Here is a 25,145-nt window from a genome sequence, read left to right as displayed (position 1 = left end):
CTTCCCCGGCGGGGGCCAGGGGGAGGCCTTGAGGTTCTTGGTCCAGCCGCGACCAGCCCGGGCGCCAGCGCTGGGGATCCTTGAGTTCCGCCAGGGACACCCAGAGTCGGCGGCTCCGGTCCAGCAGCGCCGCCAGCTCCAGGGCCCGTTCGGCCCCGCGGCCCCGTTCGCCCACCTGCTCGAAGTGGCGGCAGCCCAGCAGGGATGCCTGGGCGGTCCAGGCGCGGGACGGGGGGGCGGCTCGGGGCAAGGGGGCAGAAGAGATTGGGTGGCATTCATGCTGCCGGGCCTGCGGCGCGGGCATGCCCGGCTGGGCAGACCGCTTGAATGGCCACCGAGTGTCGGTGTTGGGCGATGAAGATCCTGGTGATGGGCGGCACCCGTTTCGTTGGCAAGCCCCTGGTGCGGCTCCTGAACGAAGCCGGCCATGAGCTCACCCTGTTCACCCGCGGCCGCAACCCGGTGCCCGCTGGCCTGGAGCACTTCACGGGTGATCGCTCCAACTCCGCCGATCTCGATCAGCTCGCCGGGCGCTCCTTCGAGGTGATCATCGACAGCAGCGGCCGCAATCTGGCCGACAGCCGCGCCGTGGTCGAGCGCACCGGCGCCCCCAGCCATCGCTTTGTGTATGTGAGTTCGGCCGGGGTCTATGCCGACAGCGAGCTCTGGCCCCTGGATGAAAACGCCCCCACCGATCCCGCCAGCCGCCACGCCGGCAAGGCCGAGACCGAGGCCTGGCTGCGGGCCGAGGGCATTCCCTTCACCAGCTTCCGGCCCACCTACATCTACGGACCGGGCAACTACAACCCTGTGGAGCGCTGGTTCTTTGATCGGATCGTGCACGGCCTGCCCGTGCCCCTGCCCGGCGATGGCCGCACGATCACCCAGCTGGGCCACGTGGAGGATCTGGCCACGGCCCTGGCGCGCTCGATCGAGGTGGAGACGGCGGCCAATCGGATCTACAACTGCAGCGGTGCCCAGGGGGTGACCTTCCGTGGACTGGTGGCCGCCGCCGCCCATGCCTGCGGCAAGGATCCCGAGGCCGTGGAACTTCGCTACTTCGATCCCGCCGGCCTTGATCCCAAGGCGCGCAAGGCCTTCCCCCTCCGTCTCTCCCATTTCCTCACCGATGTCCACCGGCTGGAGCGGGAACTGGCCTGGAGCCCCCGCTTCGATCTCGAGCGGGGGCTCGCCGACAGCTACGCCAACGACTACAGCTTGCGTTCAGGGGAGCTGCCGGATTGTTCCGGCGATGCAGCTCTCAGATAGCCCAGGGCCGACCCCAGCGCCAGCAGCAGCGAGGGCCAGAACAGCCACCAACCCAGGCTGTGGAGCAGGGACGCTGCGGGCCCCGGCCAGAGCAGCAGGAGCAAGGCGGCGAACTGCAGCACAGTCTTGGCCTTGCCGCTCCAGGAGGCCGGTCCACCGTTGCCCTGGCCGGCCCGCCAGCCGGAGATCAGCAGCTCCCGCGCCAGCAGCAGCCACACCGCCCAGAGGGGCAGGTCCCCCGTGCTCCCGAGCCACAGCAGCGGGGCGCTGATCAGGATCTTGTCGGTGAGCGGATCCAGCCGCGCCCCCCAGACCGAACCGCCGCCACTGCGGCGGGCCAGCCAGCCGTCGGCCCAATCGCTCAGCCCCCCCAGCAGGAGCAGCAGCCAAGCCCACCAGAGTTGGCCGCCCACCAGGGCCAGCAGCAGGGGCAGCCCCACCACGGCCCGGGCCACCGTGAGGCCATCGGCCGCGCGCCGCTGAAGGGAGGCCATCGGAGGGAAGTCGCTGCCTGTGAGTCTGCAACCTGATCCGCTCCGATCCAGGTCGAGGGCGGCCCCCGGGCCAGGCGCTGATCTAGAAACGGCAGAGCCCTACCTGCAGCCCATGGCCACCGAATCCCCCTCCACCCGGCGGGTGCGCGATGTGATGAGCAGCCCGGCCCTGAGCGTGCGCACGGACACCCCCCTGCAGGAGGCCGTGACCCTGATGAGCGTGCGCCACTTCAGCGGCCTGCCCGTGCTTGATGGCGAAGGACAGTTGGTGGGTGAACTGAGCGAGCAGGATTTGATGGTGCGCGAGAGCGGCTTCGACGCCGGCCCTTACGTGATGCTGCTCGACAGCGTGATTTATCTGCGCAATCCCCTGCAGTGGGACAAACAGGTGCACCAGGTGCTCGGCGGCACCGTCGGCGAAGTCATGACCGGCACCCATCCCCACAGTTGCGGCGCCGATCTGACCCTGAGCGAGGCGGCCCGCCTGCTTCATGATCGCAGCACCCAACGTCTGTTTGTGAAAGATGCCACGGGGCAACTCGAAGGTGTGCTCACCCGAGGCGATGTGGTGCGGGCCCTGGCGGCGGCCTGATGGCTCGGGCTGGCTCAGGGTGTGCCTGTGATCGGTGGTGGTGCCAGCACGGGGGGGGGAGGTAGCACGGGCGGAGGAGGCGCGAGCGAGGTAGGGCTGGCTGGGGCCTGGGGAAGAGGCTGTGGGGGCGTCGCTGCGGGGGAGGCGCCGCTGCTGGCTTCGGGGGGGGGGGCTTCCACAGACGCGGGTGCGCTGCTTTCCGGTCGCACCGCCTCCGGGTCGCTGGGCAGCTGCTGACCCTCCTGCAGCACCAACGGTGGGGGCAGATCGGGTGGCAGCGGCAACTCCGTCGCCGCCGGTTGGCCGAGGCCTGGGCTGTCCTGCTGCTGCCGTTCGCGCAGGGCCGTCGGGTCGGCGGTGATCGGCGGCTCCCGCAGGGGAGCCCCCTGGCTCGGGGCCTTGCCACCTCTGGGCACCCGCGGGGCCCAGATCAGCCGCGCCAGCGGTTCGATCCCCTGCTCCACCAGCCGGTTGAAGCCCGCCAGGGCGCGATCCAGCAGCTGGCCGCCCAGGGTCTTGCTGCAGTCCAGTGGATTGCCGCAGTCCTGGGATCCCGGGTGGGGGGTGAGGCTGGCGAGCAGGCTGCCCTGCAGGGGCTGGCCGCGCTCGCTCAAACGCAGCATGAAGGGCACGTGAACGAAGCTGGTGGCGCCGCCGCTGATCCAGTTGGCGTCCTGGTTGGAGAAGCCCTTCACCCCAGGAATGATGAAGCGGCTCTTGGAGGCGTGATCGGGCAAGTAGGCCGCCACCAGCCCGCGATCCCTGGCCAGGGCGCGAGTCTGCTCCAGGGTGAGCCCGTCGCGGCTCATCAGCACCTCCAGCCGACCGTCCCTGCGCAGGCCGATCACCATGCGGATGCGCGGCAGGTAGTAGCGGATCTGTTGCCCCATCCCGATGCTGTAAGCGCCCTTGTAGGCCGAGGGGGGCGACTCCAGGTCGTTGTAGAGGCTGTGCAGGCCGCCGATGAAGGTGTCGTAGCGACTCGCCCGTTCGGGGGTCAGCTCGCCGTAGCTAAAGTCCACATGGCCGTCGTGGCCGATGCCGATGAAGGCCCGCTGCCGCGCCGCGGTGCGGTTGCGGCCGCGCCAGACCCGTACCCCCAGCTTGAGATCGCCCAGGGGCACGGTGATTTCCCGGCCGCTCTCATTGACATGCCGCTCGTACATCGGCCCGGAGATGTAAGCCAGGGCCGAGCTGTCAGCGAAGGCCTCCTGCTCGCGATCCCAGCCTTCAAGCACATCGATGCGCACTTTGCGGGGGTCGAAATCAAGGGCAAAGGCTGAATCCTCAGGGCGGTAGCTGAAGGCCCCAGCACCCTGGCCGGTCTGGAGTTTGCCCCCCGCGGCTGGCTTGCTCGGCGGCAGTGGTGGGGCCATCGCGATCAATCCCAGCAGGGTGGCCAGGGGGAGGCCGATCACCCACCAGCGCTTGCGACCCCCTTCGCGGCGCCGGACCGTGTCCGCTCCTGGCCGGCTCCGGTCCGTCGGTCGGGCCGGAGGGCGCGCCGGCGACCGGAGCTGCCGTGTCACGTCATCACCTTGAGGTAGGCCGGTCGCTCCCGGGTGGTGGCGATGCGGTCCGCCACGTGCGGGTAGGGGCTCAGGTCGAGTTGCGGGAAAAACACCGGCAGATAGGCCAGGTGCGCTTCCACGGCGCAATCGGCGACGCCCCAGGCTCCTCCGACCAAGGGGGAGCCCGCCGCCAGCAGCCGATCGAGCACCACCATCAGCCGAGGGAACTCGTCGTCCCGGTTGCTGGCCACGAACAGGGCCGTGGACAGCGTGGCGTTGGCGAACAGCACCCACTGCTCCGCCAGGGCCCGCTGCTCGGGGTTGGCGAATTCGTGGCCGTAGCGGTCCCCCAGGTAGAGCAGGATCGCGCCGCTCTCGAACAGCTGCAGCCGTCCGCCACCTACTCCAACGGCGGCGTCATCGACCAGCACGGGCACCTTGCCGAAGGGGTTGAGGCTCAAGAACGGTTCCTGGCGGTGTTCGCCGGCCGCCATGTCCAGCTGCTGCCAGTGGTAGGGGAGGCCCTTCTCTTCCAGGTACCAGGCGACCATCGTGGCCCGCGAACGGGCACCGCCGTAGAGGGTGAGGCTCATGGCAACAGTGGGGGCCAATCCCCATCCTGGCGCCCAGAATCCCTGCATCCGGGGAGCATCGGTGACGGATGACACGCTGACCGCCACCGGGGCGAGTGAACCCTTCCTGCGCCTGGCCCCCTACCTTGTGGGGCGCACCCGTCGGGGGGTGGTGGGCAGCAGCCGCTACGCGCTGGCCCTGCGGGACACCCTGCGCCAGGCAGCCAGCGATCCCACCGCCCGCGCCGTGCTGCTCTCCGGGGAACCGGGCCTGGAAAAAGACAACCTGGCGGCGCTGATCCACTTCGGCTCCGCCGCCCGCAAGCAGCTGATGGTGCGCCTCGATGGTGGCCTGCTGCGGGGCGATGGCGTGGAGCTGTTCGGCAGCGCCAGCAGCGATGGCGAGGGTTCGCTGCTGATGAGCCTCGGGGCCGGCGCCCTGCTGATCGACAAGCTCGATCGGGTGGACCCCGCCCTGTTGCCGGCGCTGCTGGAGCTGGCCCGCTCGGGCCGGTGGCGGGCGCCGGGGGAGGGGTCCAGCGGGCGGCTGTTCAGGGGCCGGGTCTTCTTCACCACCGAGGCGGCGATGCCGGCCTTTGATCGGGTCTGCACCCTGATCCGGGTGCCGCCCCTGCGCGTGCGCCGCCAGGACCTGGGCGAATGGCTGCGCTACGGGATCCGTCAGCGCAGCCGGGTGCTCGGCTGGAGCCAGCCGCCGCTGGTGCCGGAGGCGGTGATCAAGCGGCTGCAGAGCTACGACTTTCCCAACAACCTGCGCGAGTTGGAGATCGTGCTGGATCGGGCCCTGCGCCAGGCCCAGGCCGCCCGTCCCGCCGTGCTGCCTGAAGATGTCTTCTGGACCGCCGGCCGCAGCCCGCGGTTGCGCTTCGATCTCTGGCGCTGGAAGCCAGCGCTGCGGGAGTGGATGCGTTCGCCCCGGCTCTGGAAAGCGCTGCTGTTCGGCGTTGTCAGCTGGGTGTTCGTGCTCGTGAACCTCTGGCTCTGGCTCGGCCCCCAGGACCGCGCCCACAACGGTGGGCTCAATCTGTTCTGGGCCTGGTGGTGGCCGCTGATCCTGCTGGCCTACCCGCTCGTGGGGCGGCTCTGGTGCTCCTTTTGCCCGTTCATGGTCTGGGGGGAGATCGTGCAGCGGCTGGCACGCCTTCTGGGCTGGGAACCGGCCCGCTGGCCCCGGGGCAACAGCGATGCCTGGGCCTCACCCGTGCTGGCGGCCCTGTTCGCCGCGATCCTGCTCTGGGAGGAGCTGGGTGATCTGGCCAACACCGCCTGGGCCAGCAGCACCCTGCTGCTGCTGATCACCGCCGGGGCGGTGGTGGGTTCGCTGAGCTTCGAGAAGCGTTTCTGGTGCCGCTACCTCTGCCCGGTGGGGGGCATGAACGGGCTGTTCGCCAAGCTCTCGATCCTGGAGTTGCGCGCCCAGGTGGGCACCTGCAGCGGCAGCTGCAGCACCTACGCCTGCTTCAAGGGCGGGCCCGCCGACGGCGAGGGCCTCGCCACGACCGGTTGCCCGCTGGGCACCCACCCGGCCCACCTGGCCGACAACCGCAACTGCGTGCTCTGCCTCACCTGCGCCCAGGCCTGCCCGCACCGCTCCGTGCAACTGAGCCTGCGGCCCCCCGCCGCCGACCTGCACAGGGAGATGGCGCCCCCGGCTGGGGAGCCGGGCCTGATTCTGGTGCTGGCGGGCGGGGTCTGCCTGCACCATTGGCATCGGCTGCTGGGCTGGCTGCCCCTGGCGCCGGAAAGCCTGCAGACCGGCCCCTGGCTGCCGCGGCTGGCCTTCGCCGCCCTTGCCCTGGCGCTGCCGGCCCTGCTGCAGCTGCTGCTGGCGCCGCTCGTGCCCTGGGAGCGGCGGAAGCTGGCCCTCTACGGCCTGTTGCCCCTGCTCTGGGGGTTGATGCTGGCCCGCTTTCTGCCCCTGGGGATGGCCGAAGCCGGTCAGCTGTTGCCCGTGACATTCGCGCCCCTGGGGGATTGGGCGGGCCAGCTTCCCGCCTGGAGCGCCGATCCCCACGTGATCGGCTTCTGCCAGTCCGTGGCCCTGCTCAGCGGGGTGCTGGGCTCGGTGGTGCTGCTGCGGCGCTTGTTGATGCCGGTGGCCCGGGCCTTCTGGTGGGGCTCGGCGGCGGCGCTGCTGCTGGGGGCCTCGGGCCGTTGGCTGGTGGCTCAGTAGCTGCGGCAGAGCCGGGCGATGTCGGAGTCGCGGTAGAGGGGCCGGCTGCCGTCGGGGGCGCCGGGATCCAGCTTCTGGTTTTTGGTGAGCAGGTTGGCCGCGCCGAGGCGGTTGCCCAGCTGGATGTGCTCCAGACCGCTGCTGCTGCGCCAGCGCAGGCAGGTGGGCAGGTTGGCATCGGCGCGGGCGACGGCAGGGAGCAGCACCAGCAGCACAATCAGGGCCGTGGACCCCCAGGGACCCAGGCCACCCCAGGGGCCGGGGTGTGGGCGATGCAGGTCGCAACGGCGGGGGAGTTGAGCCATGGCCCCATCCTGGCCAGTGGCTGGGCCATGGCAGGGATAATCAGACCACCGCGTGATCCCCTTGATGACCATCACCCTGTTGATCGCCCTGGCGGGCTCGTTGGTGCTGATGGGTTTCATCGTGCGCCGGCTGGAGAGGGGTTGAGACCGGAGACACCCGCACCTTCGCCCCCGTCGCCTCCTTGGCGGCGTACATGGCGATGTCCGCGGCCTTGAGCAGTGCATCGGCGTCATTGCCGTTCTCCGGCCAGCGGGCGATCCCGACGCTCATCCCGATGTGCACCGTGCCCGGGAGTTCGGGGTAAGGGCGGCTCACCTGCTCGATCAGTTTCTGGCCGAGCGCGAGCAGCTGTTCGAAGCTGCCGGCCTGGGGAATCAGCAGCACGAATTCATCTCCCCCCTGACGGCAAAGGGTGTCCGTCTCGCGCACCCCTTCCTGGAGGCGCTCGGCCACCCGTTTCAGCAATTGGTCGCCCACGTCATGGCCCAGCTGATCGTTGATCGCCTTGAAGCCATCGAGGTCCATGAACAACAGGCCCACCCGTTGGCCATGGCGCCGGGCCAGGGCCAGGGCCTGTTCCAGTTGACCCATCAGCAACGGGCGGTTCGCCAGTCCGGTCAGGTCGTCGTGCAAGGCGCTGTGGCGGATCAGCTGCTGTTCTCGGTAGCGCTCGCTCACGTCCTGGAGCATGCCCACGTAGCTGGTGGTCACGTGGTCGCTGTTGCGCACGGCGGTGATGATGAGTTCATGGCGCTGGATGCTGCCGTTGCGGAGGCGGTTCCAGAGTTCATCCTTCCAGAACCCATGCTGGAGAAGGCTTTGCCACAGGCCGCGGTAAAAGGCCTGATCGTGAAGGCCTGACTTGAGCAGATTGGCCTTGTGACCTGTGGCTTCGATCCTGGAGTAGCCGCTGATCTGCGTGAAGGCCTTGTTGGTCGTCAGCACGATGCCGTCGGCATCGGTGACGAGGATGCCAAGGGGGCTGCTTTCGAAGACCGTGCTGGCCAGGGCGCGTTCCTGATTCGCCTTCTGCGCCAGTGCCAGGGCTTCGGCCGTGGCCAGGTGACTGGTCACCAGGCTGCGGCTGATCAAGGCGGCCAACAGGCTGATCAGGCTGCCGTAGAGGGCCATCACCCCAAGGCTGGCGCGAAGGCCCATGCCCTCGATGCTGCCCGAATCGAGCTGAACCCGGAGGCGCCAGCTGCGGTTGAGGAGGCGAATCGACTCCTCAACCGCCTCGCCTCTTGGGAAGGGCGAATCCGCCCTGGAGTTCCTCTCCAGGCCCTCCTGGGAGAACACCAGCCGATCAGCCCTGGGCTGATCACCGTCATAGATTCTCAGCCAGGCATGCTGGATCTGGGGATTGTCGACCGTGGCCAGGGCCGCCCGAATCAGGTCCCCCAGGCGCAAGGGGGAGAAGGCCCAGCCCAGCAGTTCCCCGACCTTGGCCTTGCCCACCAGATCCCCGACCTCTGGAGTGCGGTAGATGGGCACCAGAAGCAACGCCCCCACCTGGGGGCTCCGGCTGGTTTCCTGGGTCAGGGCCAGAGGTCCCGAGAGCACGACCTGTCCTGTCTCCGCGGCCTCGTCCATGGCCAGGCGCTGGCTGGGTTGGGCGTACATGTCGAATCCAAGCGAGCGTCGGTTGGGCCCGTCGAGCGGCTCGATGTAGTCCACTGCCGAGATCAAGGGCCGCTGGCCAGGGGGCGTGACGCGGAAATCGCTCAAACCCTCGGCCCGCCGCGAGGCTTCGAAGGCGGGTACTCCGCCGGCGGGGATCACCCGGGCGAAACCAACCCCCTGAAGGCCCGCCAAGTTGGATTCCGACAGCTTCAGTGAGTCGTAGAAGGTGTGGAATTCCTCGCGATTCACCACCGTCGAGGCGTCGAACAGTCCCGCCACCGCCGTCAGCAGGGCCACGCTGGTGGTGACTTTTGACTGCAGGGCCTGGGCGATGTCCCTGCTCAGGCCCTGCACGAGCCGCTCCTGTTCACGGACCTGAACGCGGCGAGTGCTTTCGCAGATCATCCCCGTGCCCAGGAGCCCCATGGCCAGCACCAACCAGGGGATCAAGCGCAACCAGGCGATTCCTCGCCTGGGGCCAACCGCACCGGGCTCAGCAGCAGGGCCCGTTGCCTGGGTCATGGCCGCGACCGGCATTGGATCAGCGAATCCTCTCTAGCTTGAAGTGTGCCCTTTCCGCTCCGTCGTCATGCATACCCACGATCTTGACAACCACGACAACCTCTATGCCGATGAGGGAACGACCCTGATCGGTGCAACCAACCGCGACGCCCAGAACCATGCCCTGCTGGCCATCGGAGCGATGGTGGGTCTGCTCACCCTGCTGGGGAGCTACCTGATTGTGTACGCCAACTGAACCGGCTCAGGGGCTCAGCGCCAGCATGCGCTCGATCGGTGCGAGGGCCCGCAGGCGCAGGCCTTCGTCGAGGTCGATCGCCGGAGAGAGGGTCTGCAGGCAGCGCCAGAGTTTCTCGAGGGTGTTGAGTCGCATGTAGGGGCAGGCGTTGCAGCTGCAGCCATCGGCGCCGGGCACTTCAAAGAACGGCTTGTGGGGCACGCGGCCACGCATGCGGTGCAGGATGCCCGGTTCGGTCAGCACGATGAAGCTGCTGGCCCCGCTGGTTTCGGCCCGCTGCAGCAGCTTGCTGGTGGAGCCGATGAAATCGGCCAGATCCAGCAGGTGCTGCTGACATTCCGGGTGGGCGATCACCTCCGCCTCGGGGTGCTCCAGCTTCAGGCGCAGCAACGCCTCCTCGCTGAAGGTTTCATGCACCAGGCAGCTGCCGGGCCAGAGGGTGAGCTCGCGGCCGCTGTTGCGCGCCACCCAGCGACCCAGGTTCTGGTCGGGGGCGAACAGGATCGGCCGATCGGCGGGCAGCTGACGCACCAGCTCGACGGCGTTGCTGCTGGTGCAGATCAGGTCGCTCTGGGCCTTCACCGCCGCTGAACAATTGATGTAGCTCACCACGATGTGGTCCGGGTGCTGGGCGCGGAAGGCGGCAAAGCCGTCGGCGGGGCAGGCATCCGCCAGGGAGCAGCCTGCCTCCAGATCCGGCAGCACCACGGTCTTGCTGGGGTTGAGGATCTTGGCGGTTTCGGCCATGAAGTGAACGCCGCAGAAGGCGATCACATCGGCGTCGGTGCTGGCGGCCCGCCGGGCCAATTCAAGGGAATCGCCCACGAGATCGGCGATGTCCTGGATCTCAGGCGGTTGGTAGTAGTGCGCCAAGATGACGGCGTTACGGTGGTCCCGCAGTTCTTTGATGGCCTCCGTCAGGTCGCTGGGGGGTCGCTCGGCGATCGCTGCCGTCAATACCAAGATCGACCTCGATTGGGTCAGGATGACCCAAGCCTAGGGAAACGGGTTGGTCGTCCAACGTCTCGCCATCGCTGGAGACCTGCATGGGCAGTGGGATGGCAGCGATGTCGACCTGCTCACCCTGCTGGCCCCCGATGCGCTGCTGGTGGTGGGCGACCTCCACGACGGTCAGGAGCGCATCGCCGCCAGCTTGGGCAAACTGACCCTGCCGCTGGCCTGCATTCTCGGCAACCACGACACCGGCCGTGACGCCAGTGGCCGAACCCTGCAGCGCCAGCTCGACCATCTGGGCGATCGCCACTGCGGCTGGGGGCGCTGCCAGTTGGATCCCCCCGGCCTGGCGGTGGTGGGGGGGCGTCCCTGCAGCCCCGGGGGCGGCTACCACCTCTCCGATCCCGTGCGGGCGATCTGGGGGCCCGTGAGCCGGGAGGAGTCCACCGAACGCATCCTCTCGGCAGCCCTCGCCGCCCCTCTGGAGCTGCCGTTGGTGTTTCTGAGCCACGCCGGCCCCAGCGGGCTGGGCAGTTTGGCCGCCGACCTCTGCGGCCGTGATTGGAAAAGCCCCGCCCGCGACTGGGGTGATCAGGACCTGTCCGAGGCGATCGCCCAGGTGCGCCGCCATCGCCCCCTGCCCCTCGTGGTCTTCGGCCACATGCACCACCGCCTCTGGCTGGGCCAGGGGGAGCGCCGCAGTTTCCAGATCGATCGGGGCGGCACCGCTTACCTCAATGCGGCCTCTGTGCCCCGCCACGGCACCGATGAACAGGGCCGGCGCCTGCGCCATTTCTCCTGGGTCGAACTCAGCGGCGGCCAGCTGCTCCATGCCAGCCACCGCTGGTATGGGCTGGACGGTCGTCTGCTCTACCAGCAGCGGCTCCACCAACGGGCGGCCCAGCCCGCGCCACCGTCTGAATCCAGCTTGGAAGCGCAGCCCTTGCCGTGCTGATTTATGCCTGCGTGAGTGCCCATGGGTTCGGCCATGGCTCACGCACCGCTTCCGTGCTTACCGCCCTGCGTGGCCTGCGGCCCGACTGGCGCCTGGTGGTGTCCACAACGCTGCCCCGGGCCTTTCTGGTCACGGCCCTGGAGGAGGCGCAGGGCCTTCCAGCGGGGGCGGCGATCGAGATTCGGCCCTGCCGTTGGGATGTGGGGGTGGTGCAGGCCGATGCGCTCGGGGCCGATGGCCCTGCCACCTTGGCGGCGCTCGAGAACCTGGACGAGGAGCTGGGGGCCACCGTGGCCGCCGAGGCGGCCTGGCTGCGGCTTCAGCAGGAACCGGTCCTGGTGCTGGCGGATGTGCCACCGGCGGCGGCGCGGCTGGCCCGGTCCCTGGGGGCGCCCCTGGCCTGGCTGGGAAACTTTGGCTGGGAGGCGATCTACGGGGCCATGGGGCCCGCCTTCGCCCCCTGGGCCGCGTCGGCTCTGGCCCTCTATCGCCAGGGGGATCTGCTGCTTCACTGCCCCCTGGCGATGCCGATGGATTGGCACTTGCCGACGCTGATGCTGGGGCTGACCTGCGGAAGGCCCCAGTTGGAGGCGGAGGTTCTGCGCCATCGACTGGGACTGCCGGACGAGCCTGAGCGCTGCGTGCTGGTGAGTTTCGGTGGCCTTGGCTTCCCGCTCGATCCCCAGCGCTTCGCCGCCTGGGGCGACCACCAGTTCGTGGTGACTGATCCCCGCTTCAATCCCGAGGAGTCGCCAAGCAACGTGCGCGCCCTGCCGGCGGAGGTGCGGCCCCTGGAGCTGATGCCCCTCTGCGGACGCATGATCACCAAGCCTGGCTATAGCAGCTTCTGTGAGGCCCTCAGCCAGGGTGTGGGCCTGCATGTGGTGCACCGGGAGGGTTTTGCCGAGGCCGCCGTGCTCGAACAAGCTTTGGCGCGACACGGTCGCCACCGGCTGCTGAGCCAGTCCCAGCTCCAGGCGGGCGACTGGCAGCTGGATCAGCCTTTGCTCCCCCCCAGTGGGCCACCTCTGGCCATGGATGGGGCGCAGCAGGCGGCAGAGGCTTTGGTGGCACTGGCTTGCGGTCGGTCTGCCGGGTTGATCGGCACAGGGACAGTTGACCTGTCAAGGCATTGATCAGCAGTGCCGATGGTTAAGTGAATCGTTGAACGCGATTTCTGAACTGAATTGAATGGAAATCAAGTGGTACTGGTTGATCTGAAACCGCTGGTGTAGTCGTGATAACAAGTGGACGGTTGTGTGACTGTCACTATCAAGAACTCTTTGACGGCGAACGTTTGACAAATTACCGGCGACGAATTCAGTTGTATTGATTCGCGAATTCCGAAATCGGGCTTTCCACTGCGAACCCGCTATCCCTTTCTTCGCATTCAGCTTCTGTCTTCTCCACCGTCACTCTCAACTTCTCGCCAAGCAAACCAGATCAGCTGAGTCATCCGCTCATTCAGCTCGTTCTCCCATTCCTTACCGCTCCACATCCACCTCAGGGCGATCCCATGCCCTGAGGTGGACGGAACAGGTCCTTGGCATGGCCGCAATGTCCTTCGAATCCGCCGGTATGCAGCGATCCACATCCTCGTCTGAAGGTTCCACACGCACGGTCCGTCGCTCCCGTGTCCGCCAGTTTCTGGTCGGTGCTTCCATGTGCCTTGCCACTCTTCCCTTGGCTCCCTCCGCCCAGGCAACCGTCGGCGACAGCGGTGGGGCCCAGCTCCTGGGGTCGGCTTCAGTGCCAACGGCCATGCCACGGGTGTTTGCGATGACCCCGGAACGCCGGGCCCTGCTTAACACGATCCGCTATGCCGAAGGCACTTGGGCCAACGGTGAAGACATCGGCTACCGAGTGATGTTCGGCGGTGGGCTGATGGACTCCCTCGAGCGCCACCCGGACCGCGTCATCCGCCGCTCCCGCTACGCCAGTGCCGCCGCTGGGGCTTACCAGTTCATGCCCTTCACCTGGGCCATGGCCAGCCGAGCGCTCGGTCTCCCCGGTTTCGGACCCTTTGCCCAAGATCAGGCGGCCCTGTTGCTGATCCACCGCCGCGGTGCCCTTGAGCTCGCCGATCAGGGCCAGCTGACACCCAACCTCGTCGCCCGTCTGGCGCCCGAATGGGCCTCTTTCCCCACCCTTCGCGGAGGCAGCTTCTACGGCCAGCCCGTGAAGCGCTTCACTGCACTCAAGACGTTCTATGAGTGGAACCTGGCCCAATTGCGCGGCCAGCTTGCGGCACCCTCTGAGCCCCTGGCCAGTGTGACCCCAAGCCGTGTCTGCACCCCGAATCAGCTGGAGTGCCTGTTGGAGAACGTCGCCAACTCCCGAGCTGGTCGCTGATGGCGTTCTATCCCTCCTAGGGCTGTTGGTCGTTGATGGTTCAGTGTCCGGCGTCTAACCACGGGCGGCACTGAAGCCCCTAGGAGAAAATCCTAGGGGTTTTCACTGAGCCTGCTGTCGCCGACGGTGCGCTGGGCGATGAAATAAGACGCCACCGCCGCCACCGCGAACCCCAGGACGTTGCGCAGCACCGGCAAAACTTCGCTGGTGCGGGTGACCACAGGACCGAGCCCCAGGGCGACGAACAAAATCCCCCAGAGGGGCGCGAGCAGCAGGACCCAGGCCCAGGCGATCCATTCCCCGCTCTTGCGGGGGAAGGCGGCGAAACCCGCCACCACGCCACCGAGAGCCGATGTGCAGAAGGTGAGGATCCACTGCTCCCGGGGCAGGCCCGGCACCACCTGGCAACCGCCGCGTTCAAGGCAGGTTTCCACGGCGGTCAGGGCATCCTCGATCGCGCCGTCCTCGCCGTGGTCGCGCACGTAGTACTGGTTGCCGAAGCGGGTCTGGAGTTCCACCCAGAAGGTCCGTGGCATCAGGGCGAACAGGGCATCACCGACGTTGAAGTTGAGCAGGTTGCCGCCGCGGGGATCGGCCACCAGCAGCAGGCTGCGCTCATCGAGGTTCCAGAAGTCTTTGACCGCCAGCCCTGGGGTCCGCTCGTACTGGGTGAGCACGCGCAGTTTCCAACCGCTGGATTGCTCAAAGGCGCTCAGTTGCTGTTCGAGGTTGGCGCGCTGGGCCTCACTCAGGGCCCGGGCCAGGTCGATCACCGGCGTGGGGTGATCGGGCAGCAGCTGGGGGTTGTCGGCCGCCAGGGCGGCCGGCGTGAGAGCCGGTGCGAGCAGCACCAGGGCCAGGCTGAAGAGGGCCGGGACCAGCACGCTCGGCACCAACCGGGTCAGGAGGCGCGTTCCCCAGGACTGGCGGGTTCGGACGGATCGGCCCATGCGCCTGCTGCGATGATCCTGCATTCTCTCCGACCCCCCTGCCTGAGCGCGTCCCCCCCGAGGCTTCCGTCCCGGACTGGCTGGGCCAGCGCCTGGTCGCCGCCGGCGGGCCGGTGCCCTTCAGCACCTACATGGACTGGGCGCTCCATGATCCGGAGCACGGGGCCTACGGCGCCGGGCGGCTGCGGATCGGCCCCTGCGGTGACTTTGCCACTGCCCCTTCCCTGGGTCCAGCCTTCGCTGAGCTGCTCGCCCCCCAGCTGGTCGAATGGTTGGAGTCCTGGGCCGATTGCAGTCCCCAGGGCCCCATCAGCTTGGTGGAGGCTGGCCCGGGCGAGGGCCAGCTGGCTCTTGATCTGGCCCAGCAGATCCACCTGCGATGGCCGGCCCTGGCGGCGCGCCTGGAGTTGGTGCTGGTGGAGCCCAACGGCGGCATGGCGGAGCGTCAACACCAGCAGCTGGCCTCCTGCCCGCTCCCCGTGCGCTGGACCTCGTTCGAGCAGTTGGCGGTGGAACCGGTGCACGGCGTGGTTCTGGCCCACGAGGTGCTCGATGCCCTGGCGGTGGAGCGCTTCGAGCATCACCGGGGCCAGTGGTGTCGCCAGCGTGTGCAGCTGCGGGACACCACAGTGGAGCTGGTGGCGGCGGAACAGCTCAGCCCAGCTGAGCTGGAGACCTTGGTGGATCTGGGCCTGGAACAGCCGGGCGAGGCGCGTCCCGAGGGCTGGTGCAGTGAACTGCACAGTGGCCTGGGGCCTTGGCTCAGCGCCTGTGGCTCCGCCCTGGCCAGCGGCTGGCTTCTGGTGATCGACTATGCGCTTGAAGCCTGGCGTTACTACGCCCCCGCCCGTGCCAGCGGCACCTTGATGGCCTACCGGGGCCAACGGGCCAGCGCCGATCCGCTCCTGGATCCCGGCCACTGGGATCTGACGGCCCACCTCTGCACCGACAGCCTCGATCGCGCGGCGCTGCTCACGGGCTGGCATCCCCTGGGCCAGTGCCGCCAGGGGGAGGCGCTGCTGGCTCTCGGGTTGGCCCAGGCCCTCCATGCCCTCTCCGCTGAATCGACAGGTGCGGGGTTGGGTGAGCGGTTGCAGCGGCGGGAGGCGCTGCTGCGCCTGGTGGATCCCGCCGCCCTGGGTGATTTCCGCTGGCTGGTCTACGGCCGGGGGCTGCCCGCCGGGGACGTCAGGCACCCATGCCCACCATTGTTCCTGCGCGAGCCGCCCCTGCCTTGAGCCCCGCCGCCAGAAAGGATCGCTCCGGCCTCAGGGTCGCGGCCGTTCCTCCTGGGCTGACGCCGGCCGAGGCGTCTCCACGATCAAGAAGGCTCCCTTCCCAAAAGCATCGCCCTGCCAGCGATAGCGATCCACCGCCGCCTTCGGATCGGTGCCCTCCAACGGCTCGTGATGCACCACCAGCTCCTGGCCATCGACGGTGACCTCCACGGCGCGAAGCCCTGGCCGCGAGCGCAGGAGTTGGGCCCGACCTTGCCCGTCGTTCAGCGGCTCCCAGGTGATGTAGGTCTGATAGCGCCAGCGGGCCGGATTCTCGCCCGCCGGGCCCAGGGTGAATTCCACCGCGAAGAGCCGGCCGCTGTTCTCACCCCGATCGAACTCCGGCGCCGTGAAGAAGTCACGGTCGGGCTCGGCGCTGTTCACCGGGCTGGAGAAGCTCCCGATCACCCGTTCCCCGGCGGCCAGGAAGGCTTCGGGAGGGCTGAACTGCAGCGGGGAGCGAATCGCAAACGGCTCCAGCTGGTTGGTCGGCTCGAGGGAAGCGGCAGGCGGCATCGCTGCCGGAGGGGACAGGGCGGGACCCGCGTTCACTCCCGGTGGCGTCGACCCACAGGCGCTGGCGCTCAGAAGAATCAGCACTGCAACCAGCCCCGGGCCAAGGATGTGCGGCGTCTGCGGGCGTCCCATCACCGTTCCCCGGCCAGGATGCCCCCCATCCTGACGGACCCGGGGTTCGTCGCCAGCCCGTGGGAGGAGAGGTGCCGCGAACGGTCGCTCAGCTGAGCTCGGCGAGCACCTGGCGGATCAGGGAGGGCTCCACGTCGTCGCGGATCTCCACGTGGCCGATCGCCGTGGGGAGCACGAAGCGCACGCGTCCATCGCGCACCTTCTTGTCGCTCTGCAGGCTGCTGAGCACGGCTGCTGGATCAAGAGACGGCAGGCACAGGGGCAGCCCCGCCTTGGCGATCAGGGCCCGCTGGCGCTGCTGGTCCTCGACGCTCCAGAGGCCCGAGGCGACGGCGATGGCGCCGGCCGCCAGCATCCCCAGCCCCACCGCCTCCCCGTGCAGGAAGGTGCCGTAGCCGCTCAGGTTTTCGACCGCATGGCCGAGGGTGTGGCCGTAGTTGAGGATCGCCCGCAGGCCCCCTTCCCGTTCATCGGCCGCCACCACCCGGGCTTTAGCGGCGGCGGAGCGCTCAAGAAGCCCCTGCAACAGAGCCGGATCCAGCCCGTCTAGCCGCGAGAGATCGGCGGCGCCCTCCAGTTCAGCAAACAGATCGGGATCGCCGATCACGCCATACTTGATCACCTCCGCCATGCCGGCCCGGAACTCCCGTTCCGGCAGGGTGGCGAGGGTGCCGGGGTCGATCAGCACCAGCTTCGGCTGGTGGAAGGCCCCGATCAGGTTCTTGCCGCCCGGGTGGTTCACGCCGGTCTTGCCGCCGATCGCCGCATCCACCATCGCCAGGAGGGTGGTGGGCACCTGCACCACGGCAATGCCGCGCAGCCAGGTGGCGGCGGCAAAGCCGGCCATGTCGCCCACCACGCCCCCACCGAGGGCGACGATCGCTGAGCCGCGCTCCAGCCGGGCGGCGAAGGCCCCGTCATGAATCAGCCCCAGGGTGGCGGGGGTCTTCTGCTCTTCGCCGGCCTCCACCACCGTGGTGCTCACCACGAAGCCTGCCCCCTGCAGGCTGGCGCGCACCTGGTGGCCGTAGAAGCCCTCCACCAGCGGGTTGCTCACCAGCAGCACCTTGGTGCCCGCCCCCAGGCCCGCCTGCCCCATCAACACCCCCAGCTGTTCGAGCCCACCGTCTGCGAGGTGGATGGGATAGGGATGGGCCTCCAGCTCGACTGGAATCGTGCGCAGGGGGGCGGGGACGGTGCGGGTCACGGATGCGTGGGCTTGCTCGGGGGCCTGGCCCCAGTCTGCTCTGGCCCCGGCCGCGCCCCAGGGGAGGGCTTCGCTCGCAGCTCCAGCTGCGGAAAGGGAATCTCGATGTTCTTTGCCTTGAAGGCGTGCCAGATCGCCTGGGCCACGTCGCTGCAGATGCCGATGTTGTCCATCGGGTTGGCGATCCAGAAGCGCACGGCGTAATTGACCGCCGAATCGCCATAGCCCAGGAGCAGGGCCTTGGGCGCCGGCTCGGCCAACACCCGGGTGCAACCGGAGGCGGTGGCCTCGAGCAGCTCCACCACCGCCTCCGGGTCGTGCCGGTAGGCGGCCGATACCAGCACCTGGCTGCGCCGCAGGCTGTCGCTGCCGGTGTAGGTGGTGGTGGTGTTCGTGAAGAAGGTCTGGTTGGGGATCACCAGTTCGGCATTGTCCCGGTCGCGCCAGAGCACCGCGGCCCGCAGGCCGAGGCTGCGCACCTCGCAGGGGTCTCCATCGATGAACAGCACCTCCCCGGGGCGCACCGACCCCTCCACCAGCAACCAGAGGCCGCTGACGAAGTTGGAGAACACCTCCTTGATGCCGAATCCCAGGCCCACAGAGAGGCCCCCGGCGATCGCCAGGATCGCATTGCCCTTGATCCCGAGGTGATCGATCACCAGCAGGATGCCGATTCCCACCAACATGTAGCGGATCATCAGCTCAAGGGCCCGCCGGCCGCTCTGACTGATGCCGAGGCTGCGCTGCAGCAGCCAGGCCAGCCAGATCGCCGGGAGCCCCGAGGCGGTCACCAGCAGGTAGAGCGTGGCTGCAGCCGTGAACAGCTGGCCGAGGTTGATCGCGGTTCCGAAGTAGATCCCCAGCGGGATCACCGCCAGATCGTTGAGGTTGTCGAGCCTCCGAATCAGTCCCAGGGCCGCGACGAGGAAGAAGGCCGGCTTGATCACCTGGGTGTAGACGCTCTGCACGACCCGCGGCTCCCAGTGCCGCAGCAACAGCACCCGAAACGCCTCCAGCAGGATCCAGAGGCCCTGCAGACCAGCGAAGAACAGCGCCAGGGCAAAGGGCTGGCCCAGGAGCCCGAGCAGCGCGCTCCACATGAGGATCAGCCCCAGCTTGAGCGCTTCGAACCGGATCGGCGAACGGCGCCAATGGGGCAGCAGGGCCAGGTGCAGGCTGATCATGATGGCCAGCCAGCCCAGCAGCTGAACCACCACCGAAGGGCGTTGCAGGTAGCCGAACCAGCCACCGATCTCGTACAGCAGCAGGTTCATGGTCGCTGGGAGAGACGGCGGATCAGGATCGCGCTGGACTGGGGACCATCGGCGGCCCCGAAGATCATCGAGGTGAGCACGTCGCGAAGAATGCTCTCGCGCGGATCTCCCTCCAGCAGGTTCACGTTGAAGAGGTTGTAGGCCTCCGACTGGGCCATGCCCTTCTGCAGGGCGGCCAGCACCCGGGAGCTGGTGACGGGCACGTCCACAAAGCGGTTCACCGGCAGGGCATCGTCACTGCTCAACGTGGCGGCCCGCTGCACCAATGGGTTGACGCTGAATTCGGCCAGCGCCTGGCTGATGCGCCGCTGCTCCGGGCTGGAGTCCCGCCCGAACGCCCAAACCCGCAGGCGGGCGATCGGGCTGGCGGTTCCCTCGGGTCCTGACGGCAGGGGCGACACGCCGAGGCGGGACCCCATCTCCCGACGCAGGCGGACCAGATGACGACTGCGGCAGGCGATCCAGGCCAGATCCCCCTTCTCCAGCCCACTGAGCAAGTCATCGGTGCTGCCGTAGAAGTTCACCCGTTGCTGGCCGCCGGCCTGGTCCAGCCAGTTGAGCCAGCGCAGTAGGCCGGCGTGATCAGCGGGTGTCAACTCCTGCCACGGGGCTGAGGCGCCCTGGGGTTGCAGCAGGTGCGCCAGGGCCGCGGTCGCCCCGAAGCCGCCGGCGGTCCAGTAGAGATCGACGGGCTCCAGGGGCAAGCCGATCGGGGCCCCCTGGGCGCTCACTTTCAACAGCGCTTCCAGGGTTTTCGGGGCCTCCTTGATCTGCTTGCGGTCGTAGCAGGCCACCTGGGGCTGGCTGAACACCGGCAAGGCGGTCAATCCCTTGCCGCTGCGGAAACTGTTGAGCATCGCCGGTTCCACCTGGAAACTGATCGCTTCTGGCACAGGCACCGTGCGGGTCTGGCCTGCGAGGTGCATGGCCATGGCGGAACTGCCGTTCACCAGCATCAGATCCGGGCCGAGGCCGGTGCGGTTGCGGCGGGTCACCTCTCCCTGCACCTCCTCTTCGGGGAAGAAGAGCAGCTGCACCCCGACCCTGGGGTGAATCAGCCTGAAATCCTTGATGAATCGACCCAGCAGTGAGCGGATGTGCTCATCCTGCGTCTGGTTCGCCAGGTAGTCGGGACTGAGTCCGATGTACAGATAAACCGTGCCCGCCAGCTCTTGGGTTGCTTGATTGTTCGGAGCCGAGCAGGCTGCCACGAGGGCAAGGGGCGCCGCCAGGGCGAGCAGTGCAGCGGCGAGGCGGGTGGTCGTGATCGGATGGAGGGGGCTCACCCCGCAAGGGTAGATAACCTTCCTTCAGCCGACTCTCAGCATGGTTCCGGCCCGCGCCCCATTCACCGCCTGGGGTTTTCTGGCCCCGGCCCTCGTGCTGATTGGCCTTTCGGTGCTGGTGCCGGCGCTGATGGCGCTGGTGATGAGCTTCAGCCAGAGCGGCCTCGATGTCAGTGAGCCCCTGACGTTCATTGGCCTGGCCAACCTGCGGCGGCTGGCCCACGACCCGATGTTCTACCGGGTGCTCGGCACCACCTTTCTCTATCTGGTAGGCGTGGTGCCACCGATCGTGGTCGGCTCCCTTGCCCTGGCTGTGCTGGTGAACCGTCAGCTGCCGGGCATTCACCTGTTTCGGGGTGCTTTCTACACACCTGTGCTGGTGTCGATCGTGGTGGCGGCGATTGCCTTTCGCTGGCTCTATGCCGAAAACGGCCTGCTCAATGGCTGGCTCCTGGCCCTGCTGGGGGAACGATTCGAGGCCATCGGTTTCCTCACCGATCCACGCCTCGCCCTGCCTTCTGTGATGGTGGTGACCCTATGGAAGGGCCTGGGATACTTCATGGTCATCTTCCTGGCGGGCCTCCAGGGCATCTCCCCCGATCTCTATGAGGCGGCCTCCCTTGATGGCAGCGAGGGCTGGCGCAGGCACCTGGACATCACCCTGCCGCTTCTGCGCCCCTACATCACCCTGGTGGCGGTGATTTCGGCTATTTCGGCCACCAAGGTGTTCGAAGAGGTGTTCCTGATGACCCAGGGCGGCCCCGCCGATGGCACGCGCACCCTCGTCTACTACGTCTACGACCAGGCCTTTTCCGAACTGGAGATCAGCTATGCCTGCACCGTGGGGCTGGCCCTCTTCGTCATTGTGCTCCTTTTGTCGTTGCTGCGCTTCCTGGTGGCGGGTGAGAGAGGACTCACCTGAGGCCCGGGGGCGGGGGCCAGCGGCGGGTGGCAAGCTGGCCCCCACAAGCCCCAGGGGTTGAGGTGGGACGTTGAGTGGCGCGGAAACCCCTGCAATCGCGGCGATTGGCATCGTCGGTGGGGGGCAGCTGGCCCTGATGCTGGCCGAGGCAGCCGCCCAGCAAGGTGTGGAGCTGCACGTGCAGACCCCCTCCACGGACGATCCCGCCACGGGTCTGGCCACGGCCGTTGTGATGGCCGATCTGGCCGATGCGGACGCCACCCGGCGCCTCGGGGCGGGTTGCCGAGCGATCAGCTTCGAGAACGAATGGCTCGACCTGGAGGCCCTGGCTCCTTTGGCGGCCGAAGGACTGATGTTTCGACCCAGCCTGGCGGCACTCGAACCCCTGGTGAACAAGCGCCGTCAGCGGGAGCTGCTGGAGCGCCTGCATCTGCCTTCACCGCGCTGGTGGCCCCTGGATCAACTCCAGGGACGGTTGGCGCTGGACCCCGCTGCGTCAGCGGGCGATGGAGCACCAGCTGATGGCTCCACCTCTGAAGCGGCCATCGCCGTGAATCCGATGGCCTCCCTGGGGTACCCGCTGATGGCCAAGGCGGCCACTGGCGGCTACGACGGCAAGGGGACCGTCCTGATCCCCGATCAGCCGGCGTTGGAGGCCCTGCTGGAGAGGGTGGAACCGGCGGATTGGATCCTCGAGGAATTCGTGGATTTCGATCAGGAGTTCGCCCTGGTGGCCTGCCGTGATGGCTCTGGCGAGGTGGGCTGGTTCCCTTTGGCCTGCACCCATCAGCACCAACAGGTCTGCGATTGGGTGTTCGCTCCCGCCCAGGTGGAGCATGCCGTTGAAGCCCTGGCCCGCAATGTGGCGGCCTCGATCCTCGCCAGTCTCGACTACGTGGGCGTGCTTTCGATCGAGTTCTTCTACGGCTCCGGCGGTCTGCTGGTGAACGAGCTGGCCCCTCGCACCCACAACTCCGGTCATTACACCATCGAGGCCTGTGCGGCCAGTCAGTTCGATCAGCAGGTGCGGATCGTCAGCGGTGCGCCCCTGGCGTCCACCGATTTGCTGGTGCCTGGCGCCTTGATGGTGAATCTGCTGGGCCTTGGGCAGAGCGGAGGTCAGGAGGCCGAACGGCTGGCGGCCCTGTCCCAACTCAGCGGCTCCCACGTGCATTGGTACGGCAAACGGGAGTCCAGGCCCTGGCGCAAGCTAGGCCACCTCACCGTGCTGCTGGAATCGAACAACCCCCCTGATCTGGAGCAGGAAGCAGCACGACGGCTCGCGGAGATTCGTGCGATCTGGCCCCTTCCGAGCGCCCCTGCCCCTTAGAATCAGTTCGGGCTTCTGTGTTGGTCACTGCCTTCTACAGTTTTCTGATCTGACTCCCTTTTCGACTTGGGGGGTCTGTCGCGACGGCAACGTAGGCCGGCCTTGAGCTGGAAACGGAACCCCGCTTTGACCCCCCTTCTGGTTCATCCAGGTCGGAATCTGGGGCAGAACGGCACAGCGGTCCACCCTTTCTGAGCCAATCGACGGGAGCCCTTCCCGATGGGGGGGCCGTCCCCAACCCGTTGGGACTGGCTCCCTTTTTCCATTCGAATTGGCTTCCAAGCGGTCCGGGCTGAGCGTCAATAGCTCCCGGCTGCTCCCCCACCCCATCTCCCCATGGATCACCAGGAGTGCTGGCGCGCCTGCCCCCACAGCTGATCCCCTGGGTGCGGCCCCGCTCCGTGGGGCCCTGGTCTGCTCTCGGGGCAACAGGTACCCTGGATTACCCCAGAACCCCCTTGATTCGGCTGGCTGTGTTGTCGTCCACGGTTTGCTGTCGCCGCAGAGAACCCACCCCCTCAGCCTGTCCGTGCAGGCTTCCGCCGGCCGGATTGACCGCCGTTGTGAGCCTCGCTGACGCCGGTCTGACATCCACCCTGCCGACGATGCGCTCCATCCGGGCCGCACCTTCAGCCCATCAATGTGAGCGCCCTGGCCGTGATCGCCCCCTGGCGAGGCCATTAAGGTCATAGCCAACTGCGTCAGGCGTGATCCGGCGATGCCCACCAGCCGCTCGAAGATGCGTTCTGAGCGGATCCGCTATGGCCTGATCAGTCTGGTGATCGGGGCCCTGCTCGCCGTGCTGATCATCGCCAACGCCGACCATGAGCGGCGCTCGGGCAATGCCCAGATCGCCGAAGACAGCCTGCTGATGCTTTGGTCGCCAGCGATCTTCGTGGTGGCGGGGGCTGGGTTCATTGCCCGGGGCCTGGTGCGTGAGAATCCCCTCCGCCGCCGTCCGACCTTCCATGGGCCCCGGCGGCCGTCCTACTTCAACAGGCGGGTTAAAGCCGGGCCGGCCCCCTCCAAGGGACCTGCACCAGAGCCGGCCACCCGTCCCCCGGCCGCCCCGTCGCCGGCCCCCCGTGGGGGTCGGCCGGAACCCCAGCAGGTTGCAGGGACCACTGGTGAGACGCCTGGGCCGGAGATGGAGCCCACGACGGGGACGCAGATTCCCCTCGATGACCGCTACCGCCAGGCCTGCGCCGAACTGGGGGTCGAACCAGGCACCGATTGGATGGTGATTCGGGCGATCTGGCGGCGCAAGCTCCAAAGCTGGCACCCCGATCAGGGGGGTGACCACGGCATCTGGCTCCGCAAGACCGCCGCCTACACCCTCCTTGAGGCATGGGAGCAGTTCAAGACCTGAGCCACGCTCCGCCTGTGATCGCAGAGGGCCCATCGGTCGGATGGGTGGTATCAACGGCCCATCAGTCGCGCGAGACCTTGCTCCAGGCGTTCTTTGCTCCAGTCGCCGATCACGAACACTTCCTGGGCGGAATGGCCACGGCGGGCGAGCAGCTTGTGGCCCCCCTGGATCGGTGTTGACACCCGCAGGCGCAGCTGATCCGAGCGCCCTTTGACCCGGCAGATCACTGCCGGGGTGACCGTGTCGATGCCGGGTTCGGCGGCGAGGGCTTTGAGGAGCGGGATCAGACCTTCGATGTAGGTGCTGTGGGTGATCACCACGCGCCCCATGCTGTTGTGCCCCAGCGACCACCAGCCTAGAAAGTCTGCCAACATGGCCGTCGCTGCCCCCTTCGGGATGCCGGCTGATCCGCAAAGGGCCCCCGAAGCTGATCCCTCCCGCGAGCGGCGGATCATTGCCGAGCGCCTCAGCGACGCCCTTGGTGAGCCGGTTGAAGTGGTCAGCCATGCCGCACCCGGGCCTGATCGGGTCAGCGGGCTGGCGGTCTGCTCGGGTCGGTTGCTGAGCTATGTCATTGATGCCCAGGCCCGCACCCTCCGCACCCGCAACCTGCTGGAGCTCACCCGGCGCAGCCGACAGGCGGTCTAGGTCCTCTCCAGGGGGGCCATGGTCAGCCCCTCCGTGCTGAGCTGCAGGTGGTAGAGCTCGGCTTGCTCCATCGGTCCGCTCCAGACCACCGCCGAACCCTGGCTATCGATGCGCTGGGCCAGTTCCCAAGCCCGATCGGGTCCCATGGCCGGGATGTAGCGCACCAGGCAGTCCACCACATACTGAAAGGTGTTCACGTCGTCATCAAGCACGACCACGTTGTAGGTGGGGTAGGGCTCCTGGAGCCGGCGGCGCTCCAGCACCGGCTGGCTGCGGCTGGGGGAGGCGCTCAGCGGGTTCATGGCCAAGGTCGAACCGCCCCCAAGCCTAGGTACAGTGGCGTCGATTGCTGTTCTGAAGGCGCCATGTTGATCTCCTTGGGCTGGGCTGCGCTGGCGGCGGTCTTCACCCTCTCGATCGCCTTCGTGGTCTGGGGCCGCAACGGCGACGGCAGTATCAATTTCTGAGTGTTCCCTTTAGTGGTCCGCCGCTGAACGGAGCTCCCGATGAGCGAACTGCAGCTCAACATGGTGCTTGCCACCTTGGCGGTTGGTTTACTGGTGTTCGTGAGCGCCGGTGTGATTTATCTCTCCACGGTGGAATGGCGTGACCGCCGACGCCGCAACAGCTCCCCAAGCGTGCGGCGCTCCTGAGG

General features: G+C 67.9%; 27 protein-coding genes, 1 other RNA gene and 1 pseudogene. 15 read left to right on the top strand and 14 right to left on the bottom strand.

Annotation, left to right across the window (positions count from 1 at the left end):
- Nucleotides 1-64 precede the first annotated feature (64 nt).
- A pseudogene (locus KBY88_RS10175) lies at nucleotides 65-304 on the bottom strand (TIGR02450 family Trp-rich protein); the annotation flags it as partial.
- 50 nt (nucleotides 305-354) lie between these two features.
- On the opposite strand from KBY88_RS10175, the gene KBY88_RS10170 reads away from it, so the two are divergent.
- The gene (locus KBY88_RS10170; RefSeq protein WP_254939819.1) at nucleotides 355-1,269 is read left to right on the top strand and encodes an NAD-dependent epimerase/dehydratase family protein; all 915 of its coding nucleotides are present in this window, start codon (nucleotides 355-357) and stop codon (nucleotides 1,267-1,269) included.
- Here the strand turns inward: KBY88_RS10170 and KBY88_RS10165 are convergent.
- Complete coding sequence (locus KBY88_RS10165; protein ID WP_254939818.1) at nucleotides 1,212-1,763, bottom strand: CDP-alcohol phosphatidyltransferase family protein; 552 nt, start codon at nucleotides 1,761-1,763, stop codon at nucleotides 1,212-1,214. The two genes, KBY88_RS10170 and KBY88_RS10165, sit on opposite strands and share 58 nt — an antisense overlap.
- 112 nt (nucleotides 1,764-1,875) lie before the next feature.
- Here KBY88_RS10165 and KBY88_RS10160 point away from each other — a divergent pair, with 112 nt between their 5' ends.
- A complete protein-coding gene (locus tag KBY88_RS10160; protein ID WP_254939817.1) occupies nucleotides 1,876-2,355 on the top strand; it encodes a CBS domain-containing protein in 480 nt (159 codons plus the stop codon).
- Between the two features lie 14 nt (nucleotides 2,356-2,369).
- On the opposite strand, the gene KBY88_RS10155 is transcribed toward KBY88_RS10160, so the two are convergent.
- Both KBY88_RS10155 and KBY88_RS10150 read right to left on the bottom strand, forming a co-directional pair.
- The gene (locus KBY88_RS10155; RefSeq protein ID WP_254939875.1) at nucleotides 2,370-3,731 is read right to left on the bottom strand and encodes a hypothetical protein; all 1,362 of its coding nucleotides are present in this window, start codon (nucleotides 3,729-3,731) and stop codon (nucleotides 2,370-2,372) included.
- 149 nt (nucleotides 3,732-3,880) lie between these two features.
- Entirely contained in the window at nucleotides 3,881-4,459 is a 579-nt protein-coding gene (locus KBY88_RS10150; RefSeq protein WP_254939816.1) for a glutathione S-transferase family protein, read from the bottom strand.
- Between the two features lie 61 nt (nucleotides 4,460-4,520).
- On the opposite strand from KBY88_RS10150, the gene KBY88_RS10145 reads away from it, so the two are divergent.
- Nucleotides 4,521-6,632 (top strand): 4Fe-4S binding protein, encoded by a 2,112-nt coding sequence (locus tag KBY88_RS10145; RefSeq protein ID WP_254939815.1) that lies wholly within the window; start codon nucleotides 4,521-4,523, stop codon nucleotides 6,630-6,632.
- Here KBY88_RS10145 and KBY88_RS10140 read toward each other — a convergent pair.
- Complete coding sequence (locus tag KBY88_RS10140) at nucleotides 6,626-6,937, bottom strand: hypothetical protein (protein ID WP_254939814.1); 312 nt, start codon at nucleotides 6,935-6,937, stop codon at nucleotides 6,626-6,628. The two genes, KBY88_RS10145 and KBY88_RS10140, sit on opposite strands and share 7 nt — an antisense overlap.
- Nucleotides 6,938-6,977: 40 nt before the next feature.
- Entirely contained in the window at nucleotides 6,978-9,083 is a 2,106-nt protein-coding gene (locus KBY88_RS10135) for a CHASE domain-containing protein (RefSeq protein WP_254939813.1), read from the bottom strand.
- 67 nt (nucleotides 9,084-9,150) lie between these two features.
- On the opposite strand from KBY88_RS10135, the gene KBY88_RS10130 reads away from it, so the two are divergent.
- The gene (locus KBY88_RS10130; protein WP_254939812.1) at nucleotides 9,151-9,318 is read left to right on the top strand and encodes a hypothetical protein; all 168 of its coding nucleotides are present in this window, start codon (nucleotides 9,151-9,153) and stop codon (nucleotides 9,316-9,318) included.
- A gap of 6 nt (nucleotides 9,319-9,324) precedes the next feature.
- Here the strand turns inward: KBY88_RS10130 and nadA are convergent, their stop codons facing one another.
- Nucleotides 9,325-10,281: a quinolinate synthase NadA gene (gene nadA, locus KBY88_RS10125; RefSeq protein ID WP_396102933.1), complete on the bottom strand. Its 957-nt coding sequence runs from the start codon at nucleotides 10,279-10,281 to the stop codon at nucleotides 9,325-9,327.
- Nucleotides 10,282-10,327: 46 nt separating this feature from the next.
- On the opposite strand from nadA, the gene KBY88_RS10120 reads away from it, so the two are divergent.
- The 3 genes from KBY88_RS10120 to KBY88_RS10110 all read left to right on the top strand — a co-directional run bounded on the left by KBY88_RS10120 (nucleotide 10,328) and on the right by KBY88_RS10110 (nucleotide 13,579).
- Entirely contained in the window at nucleotides 10,328-11,227 is a 900-nt protein-coding gene (locus KBY88_RS10120) for a TIGR04168 family protein (protein WP_254939811.1), read from the top strand.
- Nucleotides 11,221-12,363, top strand: a complete 1,143-nt coding sequence (locus KBY88_RS10115; RefSeq protein ID WP_254939810.1) for a hypothetical protein — start codon at nucleotides 11,221-11,223, stop codon at nucleotides 12,361-12,363. The genes KBY88_RS10120 and KBY88_RS10115 overlap by 7 nt, the downstream gene beginning before the upstream one ends.
- A gap of 526 nt (nucleotides 12,364-12,889) precedes the next feature.
- Complete coding sequence (locus KBY88_RS10110) at nucleotides 12,890-13,579, top strand: glycoside hydrolase family 24 protein (protein WP_254939809.1); 690 nt, start codon at nucleotides 12,890-12,892, stop codon at nucleotides 13,577-13,579.
- Between the two features lie 92 nt (nucleotides 13,580-13,671).
- Here the strand turns inward: KBY88_RS10110 and KBY88_RS10105 are convergent, their stop codons facing one another.
- Nucleotides 13,672-14,529: a TPM domain-containing protein gene (locus KBY88_RS10105; RefSeq protein ID WP_254939808.1), complete on the bottom strand. Its 858-nt coding sequence runs from the start codon at nucleotides 14,527-14,529 to the stop codon at nucleotides 13,672-13,674.
- Between the two features lie 113 nt (nucleotides 14,530-14,642).
- Between KBY88_RS10105 and KBY88_RS10100 the strand changes: the two genes are divergently transcribed.
- Nucleotides 14,643-15,767 (top strand): class I SAM-dependent methyltransferase, encoded by a 1,125-nt coding sequence (locus tag KBY88_RS10100; RefSeq protein ID WP_254939807.1) that lies wholly within the window; start codon nucleotides 14,643-14,645, stop codon nucleotides 15,765-15,767.
- Between the two features lie 30 nt (nucleotides 15,768-15,797).
- Here the strand turns inward: KBY88_RS10100 and KBY88_RS10095 are convergent, their stop codons facing one another.
- The 4 genes from KBY88_RS10095 to KBY88_RS10080 form a co-directional block, all read right to left on the bottom strand.
- Nucleotides 15,798-16,322 carry a hypothetical protein gene (locus KBY88_RS10095; RefSeq protein WP_254939806.1) on the bottom strand — a complete coding sequence of 175 codons (525 nt, stop codon included), beginning with the start codon at nucleotides 16,320-16,322 and terminating at the stop codon, nucleotides 15,798-15,800.
- Nucleotides 16,323-16,542: 220 nt separating this feature from the next.
- Entirely contained in the window at nucleotides 16,543-17,661 is a 1,119-nt protein-coding gene (gene aroB / locus KBY88_RS10090) for a 3-dehydroquinate synthase (protein WP_396102929.1), read from the bottom strand.
- Nucleotides 17,658-18,935 (bottom strand): mechanosensitive ion channel family protein, encoded by a 1,278-nt coding sequence (locus KBY88_RS10085; protein ID WP_254939805.1) that lies wholly within the window; start codon nucleotides 18,933-18,935, stop codon nucleotides 17,658-17,660. Before KBY88_RS10085 ends, aroB begins: the two co-directional genes overlap by 4 nt.
- Entirely contained in the window at nucleotides 18,932-20,221 is a 1,290-nt protein-coding gene (locus KBY88_RS10080) for a type 2 periplasmic-binding domain-containing protein (protein WP_254939804.1), read from the bottom strand. Before KBY88_RS10080 ends, KBY88_RS10085 begins: the two co-directional genes overlap by 4 nt.
- A 40-nt stretch (nucleotides 20,222-20,261) precedes the next feature.
- On the opposite strand from KBY88_RS10080, the gene KBY88_RS10075 reads away from it, so the two are divergent.
- The 4 genes from KBY88_RS10075 (at nucleotide 20,262) to KBY88_RS10060 (ending at nucleotide 23,842) form a co-directional block, all read left to right on the top strand.
- Entirely contained in the window at nucleotides 20,262-21,143 is an 882-nt protein-coding gene (locus KBY88_RS10075; protein WP_254939803.1) for a carbohydrate ABC transporter permease, read from the top strand.
- A 70-nt stretch (nucleotides 21,144-21,213) separates the two neighbouring features.
- The gene (locus tag KBY88_RS10070; protein WP_254939802.1) at nucleotides 21,214-22,473 is read left to right on the top strand and encodes a 5-(carboxyamino)imidazole ribonucleotide synthase; all 1,260 of its coding nucleotides are present in this window, start codon (nucleotides 21,214-21,216) and stop codon (nucleotides 22,471-22,473) included.
- Between the two features lie 6 nt (nucleotides 22,474-22,479).
- Nucleotides 22,480-22,661, top strand: a non-coding RNA gene (gene ssrS, locus KBY88_RS10065) — 6S RNA.
- 530 nt (nucleotides 22,662-23,191) lie between these two features.
- Nucleotides 23,192-23,842, top strand: coding sequence for a hypothetical protein (locus KBY88_RS10060; protein ID WP_254939801.1), 651 nt, complete (start codon nucleotides 23,192-23,194; stop codon nucleotides 23,840-23,842).
- 50 nt (nucleotides 23,843-23,892) lie between these two features.
- Here KBY88_RS10060 and KBY88_RS10055 read toward each other — a convergent pair whose 3' ends face one another.
- On the bottom strand, nucleotides 23,893-24,171 hold the full coding sequence (locus tag KBY88_RS10055; RefSeq protein ID WP_254939800.1) for a DUF2103 domain-containing protein: 279 nt from the start codon (nucleotides 24,169-24,171) through the stop codon (nucleotides 23,893-23,895).
- Here KBY88_RS10055 and KBY88_RS10050 point away from each other — a divergent pair.
- Complete coding sequence (locus tag KBY88_RS10050; RefSeq protein ID WP_254939799.1) at nucleotides 24,170-24,490, top strand: hypothetical protein; 321 nt, start codon at nucleotides 24,170-24,172, stop codon at nucleotides 24,488-24,490. The two genes, KBY88_RS10055 and KBY88_RS10050, sit on opposite strands and share 2 nt — an antisense overlap.
- Here the strand turns inward: KBY88_RS10050 and clpS are convergent.
- On the bottom strand, nucleotides 24,487-24,792 hold the full coding sequence (gene clpS / locus KBY88_RS10045; RefSeq protein WP_254939798.1) for an ATP-dependent Clp protease adapter ClpS: 306 nt from the start codon (nucleotides 24,790-24,792) through the stop codon (nucleotides 24,487-24,489). The two genes, KBY88_RS10050 and clpS, sit on opposite strands and share 4 nt — an antisense overlap.
- Before the next feature lie 63 nt (nucleotides 24,793-24,855).
- Between clpS and petN the strand changes: the two genes are divergently transcribed.
- Both petN and KBY88_RS10035 read left to right on the top strand, forming a co-directional pair.
- The gene (gene petN, locus KBY88_RS10040; protein WP_254939797.1) at nucleotides 24,856-24,957 is read left to right on the top strand and encodes a cytochrome b6-f complex subunit PetN; all 102 of its coding nucleotides are present in this window, start codon (nucleotides 24,856-24,858) and stop codon (nucleotides 24,955-24,957) included.
- Nucleotides 24,958-24,996: 39 nt separating this feature from the next.
- On the top strand, nucleotides 24,997-25,143 hold the full coding sequence (locus tag KBY88_RS10035; RefSeq protein WP_254939879.1) for a hypothetical protein: 147 nt from the start codon (nucleotides 24,997-24,999) through the stop codon (nucleotides 25,141-25,143).
- The last annotated feature ends 2 nt before the right edge of the window (nucleotides 25,144-25,145 follow it).

Origin of the sequence: Cyanobium sp. Morenito 9A2, assembly GCF_024345575.1 — a bacterium.
GTDB lineage: Bacteria > Cyanobacteriota > Cyanobacteriia > PCC-6307 > Cyanobiaceae > ATX-6F1.
This window is presented reverse-complemented; position numbering and strand designations above follow the sequence as displayed.

What these genes read in the sequence shown, in the direction of transcription:
- KBY88_RS10130 (WP_254939812.1), top strand. Translation starts at nt 9,151, where the DNA reads ATGCATACCCACGATCTTGACAACCACGACAACCTCTATGCCGATGAG.
- KBY88_RS10135 (WP_254939813.1), bottom strand. Translation starts at nt 9,083, where the DNA reads ATGACCCAGGCAACGGGCCCTGCTGCTGAGCCCGGTGCGGTTGGCCCC.
- KBY88_RS10165 (WP_254939818.1), bottom strand. Translation starts at nt 1,763, where the DNA reads ATGGCCTCCCTTCAGCGGCGCGCGGCCGATGGCCTCACGGTGGCCCGG.
- KBY88_RS10095 (WP_254939806.1), bottom strand. Translation starts at nt 16,322, where the DNA reads ATGCCGCCTGCCGCTTCCCTCGAGCCGACCAACCAGCTGGAGCCGTTT.
- KBY88_RS10170 (WP_254939819.1), top strand. Translation starts at nt 355, where the DNA reads ATGAAGATCCTGGTGATGGGCGGCACCCGTTTCGTTGGCAAGCCCCTG.
- petN (WP_254939797.1), top strand. Translation starts at nt 24,856, where the DNA reads ATGTTGATCTCCTTGGGCTGGGCTGCGCTGGCGGCGGTCTTCACCCTC.
- KBY88_RS10150 (WP_254939816.1), bottom strand. Translation starts at nt 4,459, where the DNA reads ATGAGCCTCACCCTCTACGGCGGTGCCCGTTCGCGGGCCACGATGGTC.
- KBY88_RS10060 (WP_254939801.1), top strand. Translation starts at nt 23,192, where the DNA reads ATGCCCACCAGCCGCTCGAAGATGCGTTCTGAGCGGATCCGCTATGGC.
- KBY88_RS10035 (WP_254939879.1), top strand. Translation starts at nt 24,997, where the DNA reads ATGAGCGAACTGCAGCTCAACATGGTGCTTGCCACCTTGGCGGTTGGT.
- KBY88_RS10075 (WP_254939803.1), top strand. Translation starts at nt 20,262, where the DNA reads ATGGTTCCGGCCCGCGCCCCATTCACCGCCTGGGGTTTTCTGGCCCCG.
- KBY88_RS10050 (WP_254939799.1), top strand. Translation starts at nt 24,170, where the DNA reads ATGCTGTTGTGCCCCAGCGACCACCAGCCTAGAAAGTCTGCCAACATG.
- KBY88_RS10160 (WP_254939817.1), top strand. Translation starts at nt 1,876, where the DNA reads ATGGCCACCGAATCCCCCTCCACCCGGCGGGTGCGCGATGTGATGAGC.
- KBY88_RS10085 (WP_254939805.1), bottom strand. Translation starts at nt 18,935, where the DNA reads ATGAACCTGCTGCTGTACGAGATCGGTGGCTGGTTCGGCTACCTGCAA.
- KBY88_RS10105 (WP_254939808.1), bottom strand. Translation starts at nt 14,529, where the DNA reads ATGGGCCGATCCGTCCGAACCCGCCAGTCCTGGGGAACGCGCCTCCTG.
- clpS (WP_254939798.1), bottom strand. Translation starts at nt 24,792, where the DNA reads ATGAACCCGCTGAGCGCCTCCCCCAGCCGCAGCCAGCCGGTGCTGGAG.
- KBY88_RS10140 (WP_254939814.1), bottom strand. Translation starts at nt 6,937, where the DNA reads ATGGCTCAACTCCCCCGCCGTTGCGACCTGCATCGCCCACACCCCGGC.
- KBY88_RS10155 (WP_254939875.1), bottom strand. Translation starts at nt 3,731, where the DNA reads ATGGCCCCACCACTGCCGCCGAGCAAGCCAGCCGCGGGGGGCAAACTC.
- KBY88_RS10055 (WP_254939800.1), bottom strand. Translation starts at nt 24,171, where the DNA reads ATGGGGCGCGTGGTGATCACCCACAGCACCTACATCGAAGGTCTGATC.
- KBY88_RS10110 (WP_254939809.1), top strand. Translation starts at nt 12,890, where the DNA reads ATGTGCCTTGCCACTCTTCCCTTGGCTCCCTCCGCCCAGGCAACCGTC.